Genomic DNA, 16,627 nt, shown 5'->3' with positions numbered 1-16,627 from the left:
GAGTGTCGCTCACGCGGCTCTCTTGAATTTCGTCCAACTTTCTCGAAACTCGAAGCTTCTCTTAGAGCGAAGCTCTTCGTCGTCAGCAGCGTGGCCGCTGTCGTTGGTGAGGCGTATATAGTCGGGACCCCTTCGAACTGTCAACAACGATTCTGAACTTTTTTGAATTTTTTGCGACATTCCCGGCAAACCCGCGCGGGACGTTGCGTCAGCATCGTCTGCTACCTCGATTTATATGGTAAGCGGGGCCTGTGGAGACAAGTTTGGCTACGGGAATCGCCCGCGCACGCCGCTTTTTCGCCCCACCGCGGCGGGCCGATCGGAACAATCAGCCGGATTCAGCCGCCCTGCCTCGAAACAGCCTCGGCCCTGCGGCCTGGTTGCAGGCGTGGCGTCGCCGCATTCATCGCCCATGGCGCGCAGCCACTCTCTTATGCGGCCACTCTCTTATACTACGGGGCGCGTATGAAGGTCGCGCGCACCTACTCTCTCTGTAAGGATCCGCGCATCCGCTCGTTACAGGGAAGCGGGGACGGCGGAATCCCGTCATAGGGAAGTGCGGATAGTGGCATCCTGTCGGCGCGGCTCGCAGGAAGAAGGAAAGCGCCAGGCTCTTCCTATAAAGGGAGAGTGGAGGACGGACGTATGGAAGACCGCATCCGATAGCCCTGCGCGTTGCGGTCCATCGCGCTGGCGGCAGCGACTTGGCGCCCTCGCCTCTTATGACGGGTCCACTCTCTTATAAGAGCCACGCAACCACTCTCTATAAGACGATACGCACCCACTCTTATAAGGATCACGCGCATGCGCTTTTTTAAGGATCACGCGCGCCCACTCTTTATAAGGAAGTCGCGTGGTGGAATCCGGCCTGTCGAATCGAGCGTCGCGCCAAGCGCACCGCAGCCGGATTCGCCCCGGCCCACGCTGTTGATAACGCAGCGAATCTCCCGGTGGACAGGCTCCCGCGACGCAGGCACAATATAGCCGCATTACGGCCTCAGTCTGGTCGGATGTTTCGCATGCATTAGAGGGGCGTCGTCCTGTCCAAACGGACGGTGTCTTTGCAGAGCAAACAGGGGAAACGCGTTCCAGCGCCCGCTTCGTTGACTTCGCTCGCCACGACAGGCAAATGTCTGGCGGCAGGAAGACGGCCAGCCGTCGCGCCCGGGGGAAGAGCCGCCTTACTGAATGCAGGATATGGACCAAACCATAGCTGACCTCGGCAATGAACCGCCGCTGATTGCCGACGGACGCAGCGGTCCGCCCGACCGGCGCGAGGTTTCGGCGCGCTGGCTTTCCGGCACTTTCCTTACTGGCGTCACCTCGAGCGTCCTGATGGGCGTTGCGCTGTTCGCCGCGCTCGACGGCCGCGAGCAGCTCGCCACGCCGCCGGAGATCGCCGAACTGGTCGGCCTCGCCAGCAACGGTGATTCGGGCGAAAGCGCCAAGACCACGCGGCTGGCGCCGCTGCGCCAGATCGCCAAGGCCAAGGACCGCCGTCGCATGGAAGTGTCGATGGTCACCAAGGTCGGCGACCGCGACGTGATCAAGGCGATGCCCTTCGTGCAGATCAAGATGGCGCTGGCGGCCGGGCACACAACGACGAGAAGCTACCCACCATTCGATCCGCTTGCGGTCTTCGCCGAGGACGGCACCACGCAGACGGCGTCCACCAGTTCGCCTGGCCAGATCTACGGCGTGAAGGTCGAGAGCGAGATGTCGCTCAAGACCGTCGACTTTCCGCTCGAGACGGCCACCTTCGACGAGAAGAGCGGCCTCTCGGCCGACGAGGTCGAGAAGGTGGTGCGCGAGACGGGCGCCATCCTCACCGACGGCGCCGTGCAGGTCGCCGCGCTGCATTACATAGTGCCGGAGCGTTTCGGCGACACGCTGGCGAACCAGGCGCTGAACGCGTCCTACGGCGTCAGGATCGTGCCGGAGAATGTCAGCGTCACGCCGCGCACCGCGGTTGACGAGCAGGCCGTGGTCTTCGCCGAAGACATCATTCCCTTCAACGCCGACCGCAAGATCGCCAAGGCCTTCGAGGACGCCGGCTATGCCGGGGACGACGCCGTCGGCATGTCCGAGGCGATCGCCAAGCTGCTCAACGCCACAGCGCTCAAGGCGGGCACGGTTCTGCGGGTCGGGCTGGAAGTACGCGGCGACGTCGCCGTGGTGGTCAGGACCAGCGTCTACGACCGCACGACGCATCTCGTTTCGATCGCGCTCGACGACCGCGGCCAGTTCGTGCCGGCGGCCGAGCCGGAGGCCAATCCGGAACTCCTGACCGCCTTCGACGAGAACCGTCCGAAACCGGCGGTGCGCGGCAACCTGCCGTCGATCTACGACGGCATCTACCGCACCGCCTATTCCTACGGCATGTCGAAACGCATGACCCAGCAACTGGTCAAGCTGCTTGCCTCCGACGTCGATTTCCAGTCCCGCCTGAAACCCTCCGACAACATAGAAGTCCTTTTCTCGCAGCCGGACGGCAATGACGACGTCTCGGACGAATCCGAACTCCTCTTTGTCTCGGCGAACTTCGGCGGCAACACGCGCAATCTCTATCGCTTCCAGATGGAAGACGGCACTTTCGACTATTTCGACGAGGACGGCCGCAGCGCCAAGCAGTTCCTGCTGCGCAACCCGCTGCCGAACGGAAAATTCCGCTCCGGATTCGGCGGTCGCCGCCACCCGATCCTCGGCTATTCTAAGATGCACACCGGCGTCGACTGGGCCGCGCCCGCGGGTTCGCCGATCCTGGCGGCCGGCAACGGCGTCATCGAGAAGGCCGGCTGGGCCGGTGGCTACGGCAAGCAGACGATCATCAAGCACGCCAACGGCTACGAGACCTCCTACAACCACCAGAGCCGCATCGGCGACGGCATCAAGCCGGGCGTGCGCGTTCGCCAGGGCCAGGTCATTGGCTATGTCGGCTCGACCGGCCTGTCGACCGGCGCGCATCTGCACTACGAGCTGATGGTCAACAGCCGCAAGGTCGACCCGATGCGCGTGCGCCTGCCGGTCGGCAAGGTGCTGAAGGGCGAGGAGCTCGAAGCCTTCAAGGGCGAGAGGACGCGCATCGACGAGCTGCTCAAGGACAAGGACGGCGATTCGCTGAAGGTCGCGAGCGCCAGCGCCAAGGTCGGCGGCTGATTCTTCCAAAGTGACCCAGAAAGGCGCCCACGGGCGCCTTTTCTTTTGTCCCGCTCAATGATCCTCTGCTGCGAAGCGCCGCAGCTTGTCGGCATTCAGGACCGAGATCGACCGATAATTGGTCTTCACCCATCCATTCTCCGCAAATCGTTTCAGCGCGGCGTTCACCTGCCTGCGTGAAGCGCAGGCCATCGTGCCTATATCGGTCTGCGCCAAAGGGATCGGCTGCTCTCCATTCCATGTCATGCGTTGCAGGACGGAGGCTATCCTGCGATCGGGGTCGGGCTTCTGCAGGTCGTGGATGATTCTGATGAGGACGTCGACGCCGTCCATCAGATCCTGGCAAAAGTTGCGCACGACCATGGGATCCGCGCTGGCCATCTGGTCCATCTGCTCCAGAGGCAGATGCATCAGCCATGCCTGTGTCAGCGCCCGCAACTCGAGCCGCCTCGGCTTGCGGGTCAGAAAGCTGTCCTCGCCGGTCCAGGCGCCAACGGCTCCAAGATGGATCAATCGCGGGCCATGGTCCGGCGGCGCGGTGTTCACCGCCACCGCGCCGTACACGAGACCATAGATGCCGCCCAGGTCGTCGCCGAAGTGATAAATCACCTCGCCGGGTTCGAAATGCAGCAGAACGGAACGCCGAAGGACCTCGCTCTGGAAGGTTTCGGTTTGACCGGACAGCCAACCGTTTTGGCGAAGGATGGTTTCTGCCGTCTCTCTCTTGAGAGATTCCTTGGTCGTAAAGCGCATGTAGTACAAATTTTCCTGCAATTGTTCCAACGGGACAATCTCGTTCTGCGTGTACGTGTAACGCAACGTCAAGCCCGGATGACAAATTGCGTGGCGCTTTGCGTCAAAAGGAGTTTCGATGTCGTATTTGCCTGCGCTCTGCATTGTCGCTGCGTCCATGACCACGCTCGGAGGGGCGTATGCGCAGTCCCCGTCAGACGTGGCAACGCCGGTCGGCGTCGAGAATTTCGTCCGCGCCGAATCCGATTTGTACATGAGTAGAATGGTTGAGGATGGCGACCTCGGCCGGCTCGTTCATAGCCGCGAGCCGGTGTCGATCGAAAAGCAGAACGTCATCCGGATGAATCGCGACACTCTTTACTCGCAAGCAGTGTTCGATCTCGATGCAGGTCCGGTCAAGGTCACGCTCCCGGAAGCGGGCGGGCGCTTCATGTCGATGCAGGTGGTCAATCAGGATCATTACGTGCCGTCGGTCCGTTACGGCGCCGGCGGCTATACGCTGACGAAAGAGGATGTCGGCACGCGTTACGCTTTTGTCCTGCTTCGCATGCTGGTTGACCCGGACAAGCAGGAGGACGTCCGGGAGGTGCACTCCCTTCAGGACGCGGTCCAGGTCAATCAGGTGGGTGTCGGAAAGTTCGAGGTGCCCGACTGGGACCAGCAGAGCCAGAAGAAAGTGCGCGACGCCCTGCTCGTCCTCGGCTCGACGCTTCCCGATTACAAGGAAGCCTTCGGGACCAAGGGCGATGTCGATCCGATCCAGCATCTGATCGGGACCGCGACCGGTTGGGGCGGGAATCCAGCCAAGGACGCCACCTATCTCACCGGAGGGGTGCCCAGGAACGACGGAACCGCCCTCTACACGCTCACGGTCGGAGAGGTTCCGGTGGACGGCTTCTGGTCGGTCAGCGTTTACAACGCCGAAGGTTACTTCGAGAAAAACCCGTACGATGCGTATTCGCTGAACAACCTGACGGCGGAAAAGAGCGCTGACGGCTCTATCGTCATCCAGTTCGGGGGCTGCGACGGCAAGGTCGTCAATTGCCTGCCGACCATGCCCGGCTGGAACTACACGGTCAGGCTGTATCAACCGCGCCCCGAGATTTTGAGCGGCGAGTGGCGCTTCCCCGAGCCGAAGCCCCTGCAATAGGCAGAACGGCTTCGGGTTCTCCCTCGACAGCAACACCACGGTCCCTTCCCCGTTCGATCAGAAAGCACGTGAGCTTGGTGCTATCGACCGAGCGACATACCGCCTGCCGACCTGCCGGAGACGCCAATGTCGAATGATTTGCTTCTGTCCCGGACGCAAGCCCCCGATCCCCCGCAGACGACAGGAGACTTCACCGCGTCGCGTGGCGGTCCCTTCCATGTGCTGCAAACCCGGTTGGGCCTGTTGAATGCGGACGGGCTCAATACGGGCCGCAGAATCGTAGTCTTTATCGCGGTTGCCTGGGGCATCCCGTTCATGCTGGCATTGCTCGATAGCCTGCCGGCCGGTGGCGCCGGATCGTATCTTCGCGACATGGGCGTCTGGGCCATGTCTTTCGTCGCTATCGGGGCGTTCGTTCTTGCTGATGAACAGGTGGAGGACGGCTTGCGCGCCTGCCATCGGCAATTCTTGAGCGCCCAGATCATTGCTCCCGCCTCGAAGCGGCAAGCGTCCGACGCGCTGCGCCATTCACTCAGACAGCGCGATTCGAAATTGGCCGAAACGATCTTCCTGGCGGCGGCCATTCTTGCCGCTCTGCTTTATTGGATTGGCCTCGTCCATTCTCCGTCGACCTCCTGGGCGGTCATTGTCGGATCGCAGGGCAACAGGATTACGCCCGCAGGCTGGTGGTCCGTGATCGTAAGTGTGCCCTTGTTCTGGTTCCTGCTGCTGCGTGTGCTCTGGCGTCACTTAGTCTGGTCGCAATTGCTTCGGAGGATGGCGAAGCTCGAGTTGAGGCTGGTCGCGACGCATCCCGATGGCATGGGCGGGCTCGCCTTCGTCTCCGAATATCCCAATGCCTACATGGCTTACGTTTTCGGCGTCAGCGCCGTTGTGGCGGTAACGCTGGGCCGGCATTTCGACATGGAAACATTGAATTCGACCACCCTGACCGTTGCGATGGCCAGCTGGCTCGTGCTGGTGTTGGCATTGTTTGCCCATCCACTTGCCGCCTTCTCCAAACCGCTGACCGACTTGAAGGCAGCCACCATTGCCGCGCTCTCGGGTCACGCAACACACTATCAGAGGCTTGCCGAACGCAAGCTCCTTGGACGGAATGTCGTCGCCGGCAACGACGACGAAGTCGCCACCGAGCAAGAAATCGCCGACCCCTCCAAGTTGCTCGATGTTGCGAAAAAGCTCTCGACATTTCTTGTCAACCGCAAGGCCGTCTTGCCGATCGGCGTGGCGGCACTGCTGCCGTTTGCGCTGGAAGGCGCGACGCGCCTGCCGGTCAAGGACATCTCCTCGATTCTGAAAGAACTTCTTCTGATATAGCGAGAATGTTGGTCTGCTATCGGGACAGGCATTGCCGGGTCCATGGCAAATAAGGAGCGTCTATGTTCACCTTGTCGATGCTGAAAAGGCCTGGAGCGGCCGTCGCGATCGTTCTGTCGATGGCGACATCGAGCGCATCGGGTTCTGAAACGAACCCAGCCCCCGAAGTAACGGACCCGCACTTCGAACTGGCCCCGGGTTATCTCAAGCAGGAGGATCTGCCGGACAGCCTGCTGCTTCTGGGGCCGCCGCCCGCAACCGATAGCGCCGCCTTCGCGCGCGACGAGGAGGCCAGGCGAGCAACGCTGCCTTTGCGCGGAACCATGCGCTGGGATTTGGCGAGACTTGATGCCGACCTCAGTTTCCCCAAGCCGGCCGAAAATTTTTCCTGTGCGATGGGCATGCAGATCGATCAGGACAAGACACCGCACACATACAGGCTGATGGAAAGAGTTCTCACCGATGCCGGCCTTTCCACCTACGGTGTGAAGAACAAATACAATCGAACCAGACCTTTCGTTGTCGAGGACGAAGGAACCTGTTGGCCCGACCAGGAAAAATTGCTGCGGGGCGACGGATCTTATCCCTCAGGCCATACGGCGGCCGGATGGGCATGGGCGCTTGTATTGGCCGAGATCAATCCGCGACGCGCAAACGAACTGCTGAGCCGGGGCATCTCATTCGGACAAAGCCGCGTCGTCTGCGATGCGCATTGGCAAAGCGACGTAGATGCAGGGCGAATCATGGGCGCTGCGACGGTAGCCAGACTTCATGCCGATCCGTCGTTCATCGCCGACAAGGAGGCTGCGCGTGAGGAAGTGCGCAAAGCGCAGGCGGCAGGCGAAACCCCAAAAGTCGACTGCGCTGCCGAAGCGGCCTCCCTCGCCGTGAAATAGCGAAGCGGTCGATCGGGAACGCTCAAGCTACTCCACGAACTCGACCGGCACGCCGGGCTTGACCAGCTTGGCGAGTTCCTGCGCGTCCCAGTTGGTGAGGCGCACGCAGCCATGGCTCTCGGTCTTGCCGATCTTCGACGGATCGGGCGTGCCGTGCACGCCGTAGGTCGGCTTGTCGAGCGCGATCCAGACCGAGCCGACCGGGCCGTTGGGGCCGGGCGGGATGGTGAGGATCTTGTTGTTCTCGCCCTGCTTGAAGTTGAGGTTGGGGTTGTAGGTGTAGTCGGGGTCGAGCACGACGCGCGAGACGGCATGCGTGCCGGTCGGCGACGGCGTGTCGGTCGAGCCGATCGTCGCCGGATAGGCCGCGACCAGCCTGTTGTCGGCGTCGTAGGCCAGCACCTGCTTCTGGCTCTTGTCGGCGACGATTCGCGTGACCTGCCCCGCCACCGGCTTACCGACATTGGCGACGCGGATGATCGTGCCGACGCGACTGAAATTGGCGTCGGGGTTGAGCGCCTTCAGATAGGCCTCGTCCATGTGAAAGCGCTCGGCGAGCATTTCCGACACCGAGGTGTAGCTGAGCTTGTCGAGTTTGGCCTTCTCGCCATAGTCGGCGGGAACCGCGGCGACGAAGGGACCGGCGACATCCGTCGCGGTCAGCGTGTAGTTGATGAAGGGGTCGCCGCCGGTCTCGGCCAGCGCCTTCTTGATGCCCTCCGCGTCGGTCGACTTCAAATTGTCCCTGGTGATCGAACGGTAGGCGATGATCGCCTTGTCGACGTTCGAGCCGAATCGCCCGTCGATGACGCCGGGCGAGGCGCCGCGGCGGTCGAGCAGGATCTGCAGCGCGGCGACGTCCTCGCGCGCACCGAGCCTGAGCGAAGGGTCGATCGCGCCTTCGACGATGTTGGGCGTGCCCGGCGCCGGCGCTTCGGCCATGTCCGGCCTCGAGGGCTGGAGGGCGGGGTTGTCGAGCGGCATGCGCTCGATGGGACCGGGCGCCGGCTCGCGCGCGATGATCTCCGGCTCGTCGGGGAAGGCGCGGCGTGGCGTGGAATAGTCATCGATGCCGCCCGGCAGTCCCTCGCGCGCATAATCATTGTAGTCGTCGATCGGCGGAGCCGGCCTGATGCCCTGGTCGCGCAGCTTCTCGCGGCGCAGCCGCTCCATGTCTTCGGGGTCGTCGAGATAATAGCGTTCCTGTTCGCCACGCATGGCGTCGCGGCGCTCGCGCATCGCATCGCGCCGCAGCCGGCGTTCCGCGCGGCGCGGCCGCTCGACGGCGATCACCTCGCCGGTATAACGATCGACGATCACGCGACGGCCGAACTCGTCGTAATAGATCTCGACGTCGCCATATTGCGCAAGCTGCACGCCGGCGGCGGCCGGTGCCGCCGGAATCACATGACCGATCGCATGGTCGCCCGCCGGCGGAACAGCAGCCTGCGCGCCAAGCGTCGCAAGGCCGGCCAGCACCGCCGAAAGCACGAGTGTCCTGCGCACCATTTTCCGATTTCTCCGTCCAGCTACGCTGCCCTGCCACGCCGTCCCCTCGCGGGCGGCGCACGACGCAAAGCAACGTCAATCCCGCATTAATGGTTGCAACATGAACGGGGCATGAAAATGGCGCGTTCCGAAGCTCCCGGCTGCGCGGCGCACCAGCCCCGAACCCAACTACAGTCCGACTTCCAGCTTCACGCGCTTGGGCAGCTTCGCCGCGACCTGGCGATGGCTCTCGGCGAGATAGTCCTTGAGCGCGTCGTCGTCCATGCTTTCGTCGGTCGTGCGCTGGATCCAGCTCATGCCGCGCGAGGCGAGATAGGGCGCGGGCCGGCAGCCCGGCTGTTCCTTCAAGAGATCGAAGCTCATCTCGGAGCATTTGAAGGTGACGAAGAGCCCTTCCCCATCGTCCCAGCCGCCGATGGCGAAGACCTTGCCGCCAACCTTCCAGACATGCGCGCCGCCCCACTGCACGACATGGGTCGTGGCCGGGAGCGAAGCGCAGTAGCGATTATATTCGTCGAGAGTCATGCGGGCGAAACTAGCTTCGTTTGCGCCGGCGGGAAACGGGGCCTCGAAGGTTTGGCGCTCCCCGGCAACCCGCGCCGGCAAAGGTCGAAGCCTTCGCAAGACGTCCAGGGAACGATCGTGGTCGGGCTGGCTGCAGCCCGCCCGGCCACGGCTGAATCACCAAAATCGGCTGAATGGCAAACCCACGATGATCAAGATAAATATTTCAAAAATCCAAATGTTTTCTGAATTCGATTGCAGCAAATAAAGAACTTAAAGTCGACCTCAGATCAAATCATGCGCTTATAAGTTCACTTGCTACTTATACAATTCTAAACACAATTTCGCCACATATCGAATGGATCGCAGAAATTATTCGGATATCCGCTTATAGTCCCTTGTTTTGCTTAGGTTATGTTGCTCGTGTAATCAACCGTTACATCGGAACGGGTTCCGGATCGGGCACCCCGATGGTACAGACCTGATCCCAGATCGCATCCCCGGAGGTCTCTTATGCACGCTCGAAATTACGATCAGGAGCATGGTTTCATTCGTCCGAGCGAGGTCGATTTCACCCGTTTGAACGAGCGCGGCATTGATTTGAGCGGGCGCGGTTTCGTTCGCTCGAACGAGCACGAGTTCCCTGCATTCGCGGGCCTGGCGCCGGCGATCAACCAGGCTCCGACGCTGGCGCTCGGCAGTCAGGCACAGGTCGAGCTTGGCACGCGGGCGGAGACCCCGGCCTCGCTGACAGCGTTCGAGTCGCTTATGGGGACCCCGGCTGGAGGCATCCTGGGCTTTGCGGACGATTCCACTCCTGAGTACAGCCTTGCCCGCGTGCAGGCCGACGCACCTGAGTTCGCGGCCATGGAGCGCCCGGTTAACTGGGCGATACCATTGGCGTGGGACGAAGTCAGCATGGCCGACGTCGCGGCCGGCAAGCACGACGCCACGTTTATCGCCATGGCCGAAACGATCGCCGAGCACCAGACCGAGGACAGCAATCCCCTGCTCTATGTGCGGCCGGGCTGGGAAGCGAACAATGAATATCCCTGGAAGATCTCCAGCGGCCCGGACAATGCGTTCGACCCGAAGCTGGCCGACGACTATGTCGACGCGTTCCAGCATGTGGCGACGCTGTTCCGCTCCGTCGACGACCGCTTTCGCATCGAATGGAACCAGAACTATTCGAAGGCGGACGCGAACGGGGTCTTCCACGACCTCAACGAGATCTACCCGGGCGACGATTATGTCGATGTCGTCGGCGTCGACGCGTACAATGTCGCCCGTTTCAGCGGACAGGACGATCCCGTCACGGCCTGGGACTACAAGGCGGATGCGCCGTTCGGCCTGAACTGGTTTTCGGACTTCGCAGCGGCCCACGGCAAGCCGCTGGCGCTGACCGAGTGGGGCATCGATTCGGACAATTTCGGCTCCTATGCGGACGAACTCGCGGAATTCGTGCGCACCAACAACGTCATCTACACCAACTATTGGAACGCCGACGCGCGGACCAATGGCGACGACACGCTGACCGACGGCTCCAAGCCGGCAACGGCAGCGGCGATCGCGGACGCCTTCGGGCCGGAGGGGAACTCCACCCTCATCCCGGGCAAGCAGAGCGGCTTGATCGTGGAGGCTGGCACCGACGCTGAAGGCGCCGCACTCGCCGGCACGGCGTCGGCGCGGATCTGGGCGGTTGCAAGCGATCCCGACGTGATCGACCGCGTCACCTTCGACACGACCGGCTGGAACGCAATCGACGCCACCCACTTCGAGAAGAACGGGGTGTACGGATCAGCAGTGCTCGATACCGGGGCGGGGGTTATCACCTACACGCTCGACAACGCCAGGGACGCGACCGACGCTCTCACCGACACGGATTCGGTCACCGACGATTTTTCGGTCACCGTGCGCGACAGGTCAGGCGCGACGGCCACTCAAACGGCACAGTTCGCCATCGAGGGCGCCAACGACGCCATCTACTCCGGAGAAGCCGGCAATGACGTCTCCGATCTCGACAATGCCGGCGAGCAGGTGGCGGAACGTGCCGCAGAAGCCACCGATACCGTTCGCACCGGCTTCACGCATCTGCTCGACGACAATATCGAGAAGCTCGAGCTTTCCCATGCAGGGGACGCCTGGGGCATCGGCAAGGACATCCTTTCGGGCGGCGCGGATAGCTTTGTCTTCGACACGCCGCCCGACCCGAGGAGGGATGCGGATGTAATCGCCGATTTCGATCCGACGCTAGACAGGTTCGAACTCGACCAGGATGTCTTCAGGAACAGCCCGGTCGGCGAACTTGCCGCGTCGGCGTTCGTGACCGATCGGAGCGCGAGCGCAGACGATCACGTCATCTACGACGGCATGACAGGCGCGCTCTTCTACGACAGCGACGGCGGAGCGGACCATTTACAGTTCGCGAACCTCACTCCTCTCCTCGTGCCCTCGTCAGACGATTTCTTCTTCGTCTGACAGGCGGGTGGAGAAAGGTCGTCACGCTGCTAGGCCCTCGGAAGGCCGGCTCGCGACAGCATTTCCAGGAACCGCGCCTGGTCCTTGTCTCTCAGGTAGCGGGGCACGAAGCCGGGAGAGACATTGTCCAGGTTGAGGTACGGAAGCTGTGACAGGCAATGATGAACCGCCCGGGATGCTTCCTCGCTGTTTCCCGTCGCGGCTGCGGCGGCGGCCCAATAAAGCGCGCCGCGAACGAAACCCGGCTTCGTCCTGACCACCTTGCGGGCCACTTCGAGAGCCCGCAGGTCGTCGCCGCCGGCAAACAGCCCGACCACCATGCTGTTGTGCCGCCAGAAGTCGATGACGTCGTGCGCCCCGAGACGAATCGCTTCGTTGGCCTCGTGCAGCGCTTCGTTGACGCGCCCACTGAGCGCATAGAGTTCCGCGATGTCTCCGCGAGCGCTCGGATAGTTCGGGTTCAGGCTGATCGCGTGGCGGCATTCGATGATTGCCTCGTCGATGCGGCCGACGCCCAGAAGGGCGAATGAGAGGATGACGCGGGCAATCTCATCGTCGGGCACCGCCCGCACGGCGGCCTGCGCGAGCTGCAGCGCATGCTCGCTTTGCTCCCGGCCGGCAGGAAGCGCGCCGAACGCCAGGCCCACCGCGATTGCGACAGAGAGCGTGCGCTTTGCCCGGACATTGTCAGGATCGATTTCGAGCGCCTGCTCGCAGAGATCTTTCGCCTGCGGAAGCGAGTCCCGGGTCATCTCGAAATATTTCATGAGGGCGGCGTTCACCAGCCGGCGCACTTCCGGTCCGCCCGGCGGGCTCTTGTCGCGAACCTTCCAGTTCGACAACTGAAGCTCGAGGGTCACGGCCAGCACGACCGCCTGTGCGATGCGGTCCTGGAATTCGAGCAGATTCTCGAAGCGGCCATCGAATTTCTGGGCCCAGACGGTGTGGCCGTCGGCAGTGTCGGCGAGCTGGATGTTCACCCTCAGCTCGTCGCGCGATCTCTGGACGCTGCCGCCCAGCACGTAACGCGGCTGCGTCCCCCCGGGGACCGCCGGCTTGTTGCCGTCATTGTCCTTTTGCACGTCCTGGAAACTGGAGAGCACGACATAGTCGCTCACCTCTGAGAGCGCCGTCACGATGTCCTGCACGAGCCCTCGGGCAAAATAGTCGTCGCCTCGCCCTCCCGTGAGATTGACGAAGCCGGCAACACTTATGGACGGGCGCCTGGGGTGCTGCCCGGCCGCGGCAACGCTTGCCGATTGCGAATTGAGGGAGGTCGCCGCCGCATTGTCGGGCGACGTCAAGGATTGCCACAGCGCTTGCGTCTCCGGGCTGACGCCGACGCCGAACTCCTTCTTCAGCATGTTCCTGCACGCCTCGAACGTGCGCATCGCCCGGTCGCGCTGGCCGCCCGCCGCGAGCAGTTCGATCTTCAGCCGATAGGATGCCTCCCGCGCCGGTTCCATCGCAAGCAGCCGGTCGGCAAGGACGAGGCCTGCCTCCAGCTCCACGAGACGGGCGAGCTTTTCGAAGGACTCCAGCGCGCGGTCCAGAAGCCTGTCGCGTTCGGCGGCTGCCCAGTCGTCGAACGGATTGCATCCCACATGGAAGCCTTCGAGGAACGGCCCGCCGTAGACCGCGAGAGCCGTTTCGAGTTCCTGCGGCGAGCGGGCAGCCAGGCCGGCTTCGAACGTCTCGACGTCGACGCCAACGGCATCCGCCCTGAGGCCGATCATGTCCTTTCCGGACTGGATGATGTCCACGCCTGCCCGCGCAAGATCGCGACGCAGAAGACTGAGGGTTTGCCTGAGGCTGTTGCGCGAATGATCGCCGTCGCTGTCGCCCCAGAGCAGGTCGGCCAGTTTTTCCCTCGGCGCCGCCATCCTCGGACAGCGGGCAAGGTAGGCGATGATGGCGGGACCTCTCCTGCCGGTCAGCCCTATCTGGCGGCTTTGTCCGCCTTCGATGCGGAAGCCTCCGAGCAAACAGATACTGACTTTGGCGATGCCGTCATCGATCATCATCAGCGGGGCTTCGGAGCTGCAATATAACGGAATCCTAATACAAAAATAACGCAGCGAAAGCCAGCCCCTCCGCCGTTCAAGCGCCATCGTGACGTAGGGTCAACTATGCCTTGCGAACAACTGTGGGACGCTGACTGAGGGGCCGGCGATGAGGATCACCGCATATTTGCGACTGGCTGCAACACTTGCGGCCTCGCTTTCTTGGGGACAGCAGGCGCAAGCTGCCGATGTCGACGTCGCCATAGTGTTTGCGGTCGATTTCTCGTCCTCGATCGATCCTCAGACTGCGGACCTGCAGCGCAAGGGGCATGCGGCGGCGCTCACCTCGCCGCAGGTCATCACGGCGATAGCCAGCAACTATCTCGGTTGCATCGCCGTCACCTATTTCGAATGGTCGAGCCCCGGCCGCAGCCGGGTCGTGCTGCCCTGGACGACGATCTGCAATCCCGCGGATGCCGAAGCGGCGGCTCTGGCAATCAGCGAGAAGGGCTTTTCCGGCTTCACCCGCAGGGCGCGGGCCGGAACATCCGTCTCGTCGGCCATCGACCTTGGGGCCTATTTTCTCGACAATTTTCCGGGAAAGGCCGACAGGAAGGTGATCGACATCTCCGGCAACGGCACCAACAATGACGGGTTTCCTGTCCAGCCGAGCAGGCTGAACGCCGTTGCCAAGGGATACACGATCAACGCGATCGCCATTCCGAACAAGGAGGAAGCGCAGTTGGCTTCCTATTTCGCCGCCAACGTCATCGGCGGCCCCAGGGCGTTCGTGATCGACTCCACCGGCCCGGACGACTACGCCATCGCTCTTCGCCGGAAACTGGTGACGGAGATCAGCATGAATATCGACGCCGAAGAGTCCGGGATCGCGCCGCAATAGCGAAGCAACCGGCGCCGGACACCATTCGCGCCGACACTTGCCTTCCTTGAAAATTAGCAGATGGTAATGGACAGAGGCCTCATTGCCTGTGCGCGGAGCCCCCACAGGGCAACGCGAAGGCGGGCCTGTTAGCTGCTTGACCGAGCTGTTGCCAGGAGGGACGGCGATGACCAGGATCGGGTTGCACGGCGCCGCGGGTCAGATGGGCGTCATGCTCGCCAGGGCGATAACGCAAAGCGACAAGTGCGAGCTTGCAGGGGGATGCGACCGAGCCGACTCGCCCAGGATCGGCGAGGATCTCGGCCTGTTGGCAGGAATGGCCCCGCTCGGGCTTCAGCTCACCGACGATGCCGCGGCCCTCTGCGCCGAGGTCGATGTGGTCGTCGACTACAGCGCGGCGTCGGCAACGATGCGCATGCTGCCCGCCGCGATCAGCCAGCGAAAACCGGTGGTTGTGGGCACGACGGGATTTGACGACGCGCAGCACGCGAAGCTGGCGGAGGCGGGCCGCCAGATACCCATCATGCTTGCCGCCAATATGAGCGTCTCGGTCATGGCGATGTACGAGCTGGTTCGCACGGCGTCGCGATTGCTGGGCGATGAATTCGACATCGAGATCTTCGACTTCCACCCGCGGACCAAGATAGATGCCCCGTCCGGAACGGCGATCGAACTCGGCGAATACGCCGCGAAGGCGCGTGGCTCGACGTTGGCCGACCTGATGGTGACGGCGCGTCACGGCGAGACGGGCGCGCGCAAGCGCGGCACCATCGGCTTCTCGTCCGCGCGGGGCGGCGATGTCGTCTGCGAGAACACCGTCTTCTTCGCCGGGGCCGGCCAGCGCCTCGAGATCACGAGCAGGGTGACCGACTACGGCGCCTTCGCCTCGTCGACGCTCGATGCCGCTGTCTGGATCGCCCGCCAGCCGCCCGGCTTCTACACGTTGGACGATATGCTGAACGCCCAGGGCTGACCGTCGCGGCCCGCCCCAAAAGGCCCCCTTGACCCTTTTCAGGTTCTGCCTTAGATATCTATATATCTGAGGATATGGATTTATGGATAATCGATCAGCGCTCGATGCGCTTGCGGCCCTCGGCCAGGAAACCCGCCTCTCTGCGTTCCGGCTGCTTGTGAAGGCAGGTCCGAAGGGCCTTCCGGCCGGGGAGGTCGGCGACCGGCTCGGGACTGTCCAAAACACCACGTCGGCACATCTGAAAGTGCTTTTGCAGGCTGGGCTCATCCGCGCCGAGCGCGAGGGCCGCAGCATCCGATACGCGGCCGACATGACTGGATTCCGTGATCTGCTCGCCTTCCTCATGGAGGACTGCTGCGACGGAGCGCCGGAACTCTGCCGTCCAGTGATCGATGCCGTCACCTGCCGCTGCTGAAAGGCTGATCATGGCGCAAACCTACAACGTCCTGTTCCTCTGCACGGGCAACTCCGCCCGCTCGATCCTCGCGGAAGCTATCCTCAGGAACGACGGAGCTGGTCGCTTCCATGCGTTCTCCGCCGGATCGCAGCCGAAAGGCGAGGTCCATCCCTTCGCGATCGCGCTGCTGAAGAACCTGAAGCAGGACACGTCCTTCGCCCGCTCAAAAGGCTGGGACGAATTCGCCGCTTTCGATGCGCCGAAGATGGACTTCGTCTTCACGGTCTGCGACAGCGCCGCGAACGAAGCCTGCCCGGTATGGCCCGGCCAACCGATGACGGCGCACTGGGGCATTCCCGATCCGGCAGCTGCCGAAGGCACCGACGCCGAGAAGCATCTCGCCTTCGCCGAGGCCTACAGGCAACTGTCGAACCGCATCTCCGCTTTCCTGTCCCTCCCACTAGGCTCGATCGACAAAATGTCGCTCCAGTCCAGGCTGCGCGAGATCGGGCAAATCGGCCCCAAGGTCAGCTGAAAGATTTCCCCGTGACAGATACGACCGTCGGTGC

General features: G+C 62.8%; 13 protein-coding genes. 9 read left to right on the top strand and 4 right to left on the bottom strand.

Translation table 11 applies throughout. The features are described 5' to 3' along the window. Positions 1 to 1,188: 1,188 nt before the first annotated feature. On the top strand, positions 1,189 to 3,156 hold the full coding sequence (locus D8676_RS05290) for a M23 family metallopeptidase (RefSeq protein ID WP_121579828.1): 1,968 nt from the start codon (positions 1,189 to 1,191) through the stop codon (positions 3,154 to 3,156). A gap of 54 nt (positions 3,157 to 3,210) precedes the next feature. Here the strand turns inward: D8676_RS05290 and D8676_RS05285 are convergent, their stop codons facing one another. Next, complete coding sequence (locus tag D8676_RS05285) at positions 3,211 to 4,068, bottom strand: Crp/Fnr family transcriptional regulator (protein WP_245426603.1); 858 nt, start codon at positions 4,066 to 4,068, stop codon at positions 3,211 to 3,213. Here D8676_RS05285 and D8676_RS05280 point away from each other — a divergent pair. The 3 genes from D8676_RS05280 to D8676_RS05270 all read left to right on the top strand — a co-directional run bounded on the left by D8676_RS05280 (position 4,067) and on the right by D8676_RS05270 (position 7,293). Beyond that, positions 4,067 to 5,059, top strand: a complete 993-nt coding sequence (locus D8676_RS05280; protein ID WP_245426601.1) for a DUF1254 domain-containing protein — start codon at positions 4,067 to 4,069, stop codon at positions 5,057 to 5,059. The two genes, D8676_RS05285 and D8676_RS05280, sit on opposite strands and share 2 nt — an antisense overlap. A 126-nt stretch (positions 5,060 to 5,185) precedes the next feature. Beyond that, entirely contained in the window at positions 5,186 to 6,397 is a 1,212-nt protein-coding gene (locus D8676_RS05275) for a hypothetical protein (protein WP_147448158.1), read from the top strand. A 62-nt stretch (positions 6,398 to 6,459) separates the two neighbouring features. After that, positions 6,460 to 7,293, top strand: coding sequence for a phosphatase PAP2 family protein (locus tag D8676_RS05270; RefSeq protein WP_245426600.1), 834 nt, complete (start codon positions 6,460 to 6,462; stop codon positions 7,291 to 7,293). A gap of 27 nt (positions 7,294 to 7,320) precedes the next feature. Here D8676_RS05270 and D8676_RS05265 read toward each other — a convergent pair whose 3' ends face one another. Next, on the bottom strand, positions 7,321 to 8,802 hold the full coding sequence (locus D8676_RS05265; RefSeq protein ID WP_121579824.1) for a L,D-transpeptidase: 1,482 nt from the start codon (positions 8,800 to 8,802) through the stop codon (positions 7,321 to 7,323). A gap of 168 nt (positions 8,803 to 8,970) precedes the next feature. Then, entirely contained in the window at positions 8,971 to 9,327 is a 357-nt protein-coding gene (locus tag D8676_RS05260) for an MmcQ/YjbR family DNA-binding protein (protein WP_121579823.1), read from the bottom strand. Between the two features lie 492 nt (positions 9,328 to 9,819). On the opposite strand from D8676_RS05260, the gene D8676_RS05255 reads away from it, so the two are divergent. After that, entirely contained in the window at positions 9,820 to 11,784 is a 1,965-nt protein-coding gene (locus D8676_RS05255) for a VCBS domain-containing protein (protein ID WP_121579822.1), read from the top strand. 29 nt (positions 11,785 to 11,813) lie between these two features. Here D8676_RS05255 and D8676_RS05250 read toward each other — a convergent pair whose 3' ends face one another. Further along, positions 11,814 to 13,808 carry a BTAD domain-containing putative transcriptional regulator gene (locus D8676_RS05250; protein ID WP_121579821.1) on the bottom strand — a complete coding sequence of 665 codons (1,995 nt, stop codon included), beginning with the start codon at positions 13,806 to 13,808 and terminating at the stop codon, positions 11,814 to 11,816. 148 nt (positions 13,809 to 13,956) lie between these two features. Here D8676_RS05250 and D8676_RS05245 point away from each other — a divergent pair, with 148 nt between their 5' ends. From D8676_RS05245 to D8676_RS05230, 4 genes are all read left to right on the top strand, one after another. Next, positions 13,957 to 14,688 (top strand): DUF1194 domain-containing protein, encoded by a 732-nt coding sequence (locus D8676_RS05245; protein ID WP_121579820.1) that lies wholly within the window; start codon positions 13,957 to 13,959, stop codon positions 14,686 to 14,688. Positions 14,689 to 14,854: 166 nt separating this feature from the next. Continuing rightward, positions 14,855 to 15,661, top strand: a complete 807-nt coding sequence (dapB, locus tag D8676_RS05240; protein WP_121579819.1) for a 4-hydroxy-tetrahydrodipicolinate reductase — start codon at positions 14,855 to 14,857, stop codon at positions 15,659 to 15,661. An 82-nt stretch (positions 15,662 to 15,743) separates the two neighbouring features. After that, the gene (locus tag D8676_RS05235) at positions 15,744 to 16,076 is read left to right on the top strand and encodes a metalloregulator ArsR/SmtB family transcription factor (RefSeq protein ID WP_121579818.1); all 333 of its coding nucleotides are present in this window, start codon (positions 15,744 to 15,746) and stop codon (positions 16,074 to 16,076) included. Positions 16,077 to 16,083: 7 nt separating this feature from the next. Then, complete coding sequence (locus D8676_RS05230; RefSeq protein WP_183097027.1) at positions 16,084 to 16,593, top strand: arsenate reductase ArsC; 510 nt, start codon at positions 16,084 to 16,086, stop codon at positions 16,591 to 16,593. The last annotated feature ends 34 nt before the right edge of the window (positions 16,594 to 16,627 follow it).

It is taken from the genome of Mesorhizobium sp. YM1C-6-2, from assembly GCF_003666685.1.
Lineage (GTDB): Bacteria > Pseudomonadota > Alphaproteobacteria > Rhizobiales > Rhizobiaceae > Mesorhizobium_K.
Note: the sequence above shows the minus strand (reverse complement) of the source record. Positions and strands in the feature narration are given on the sequence as shown.

Excerpts from the sequence above, each read along its gene's own strand:
- D8676_RS05280 (WP_245426601.1), top strand. The coding sequence starts at position 4,067 with ATGACCACGCTCGGAGGGGCGTATGCGCAGTCCCCGTCAGACGTGGCA.
- D8676_RS05275 (WP_147448158.1), top strand. The coding sequence starts at position 5,186 with ATGTCGAATGATTTGCTTCTGTCCCGGACGCAAGCCCCCGATCCCCCG.
- D8676_RS05245 (WP_121579820.1), top strand. The coding sequence starts at position 13,957 with ATGAGGATCACCGCATATTTGCGACTGGCTGCAACACTTGCGGCCTCG.
- D8676_RS05270 (WP_245426600.1), top strand. The coding sequence starts at position 6,460 with ATGTTCACCTTGTCGATGCTGAAAAGGCCTGGAGCGGCCGTCGCGATC.
- D8676_RS05285 (WP_245426603.1), bottom strand. The coding sequence starts at position 4,068 with ATGGACGCAGCGACAATGCAGAGCGCAGGCAAATACGACATCGAAACT.
- D8676_RS05235 (WP_121579818.1), top strand. The coding sequence starts at position 15,744 with ATGGATAATCGATCAGCGCTCGATGCGCTTGCGGCCCTCGGCCAGGAA.
- D8676_RS05255 (WP_121579822.1), top strand. The coding sequence starts at position 9,820 with ATGCACGCTCGAAATTACGATCAGGAGCATGGTTTCATTCGTCCGAGC.
- D8676_RS05260 (WP_121579823.1), bottom strand. The coding sequence starts at position 9,327 with ATGACTCTCGACGAATATAATCGCTACTGCGCTTCGCTCCCGGCCACG.
- D8676_RS05250 (WP_121579821.1), bottom strand. The coding sequence starts at position 13,808 with ATGATGATCGATGACGGCATCGCCAAAGTCAGTATCTGTTTGCTCGGA.
- D8676_RS05265 (WP_121579824.1), bottom strand. The coding sequence starts at position 8,802 with ATGGTGCGCAGGACACTCGTGCTTTCGGCGGTGCTGGCCGGCCTTGCG.
- D8676_RS05290 (WP_121579828.1), top strand. The coding sequence starts at position 1,189 with ATGCAGGATATGGACCAAACCATAGCTGACCTCGGCAATGAACCGCCG.
- dapB (WP_121579819.1), top strand. The coding sequence starts at position 14,855 with ATGACCAGGATCGGGTTGCACGGCGCCGCGGGTCAGATGGGCGTCATG.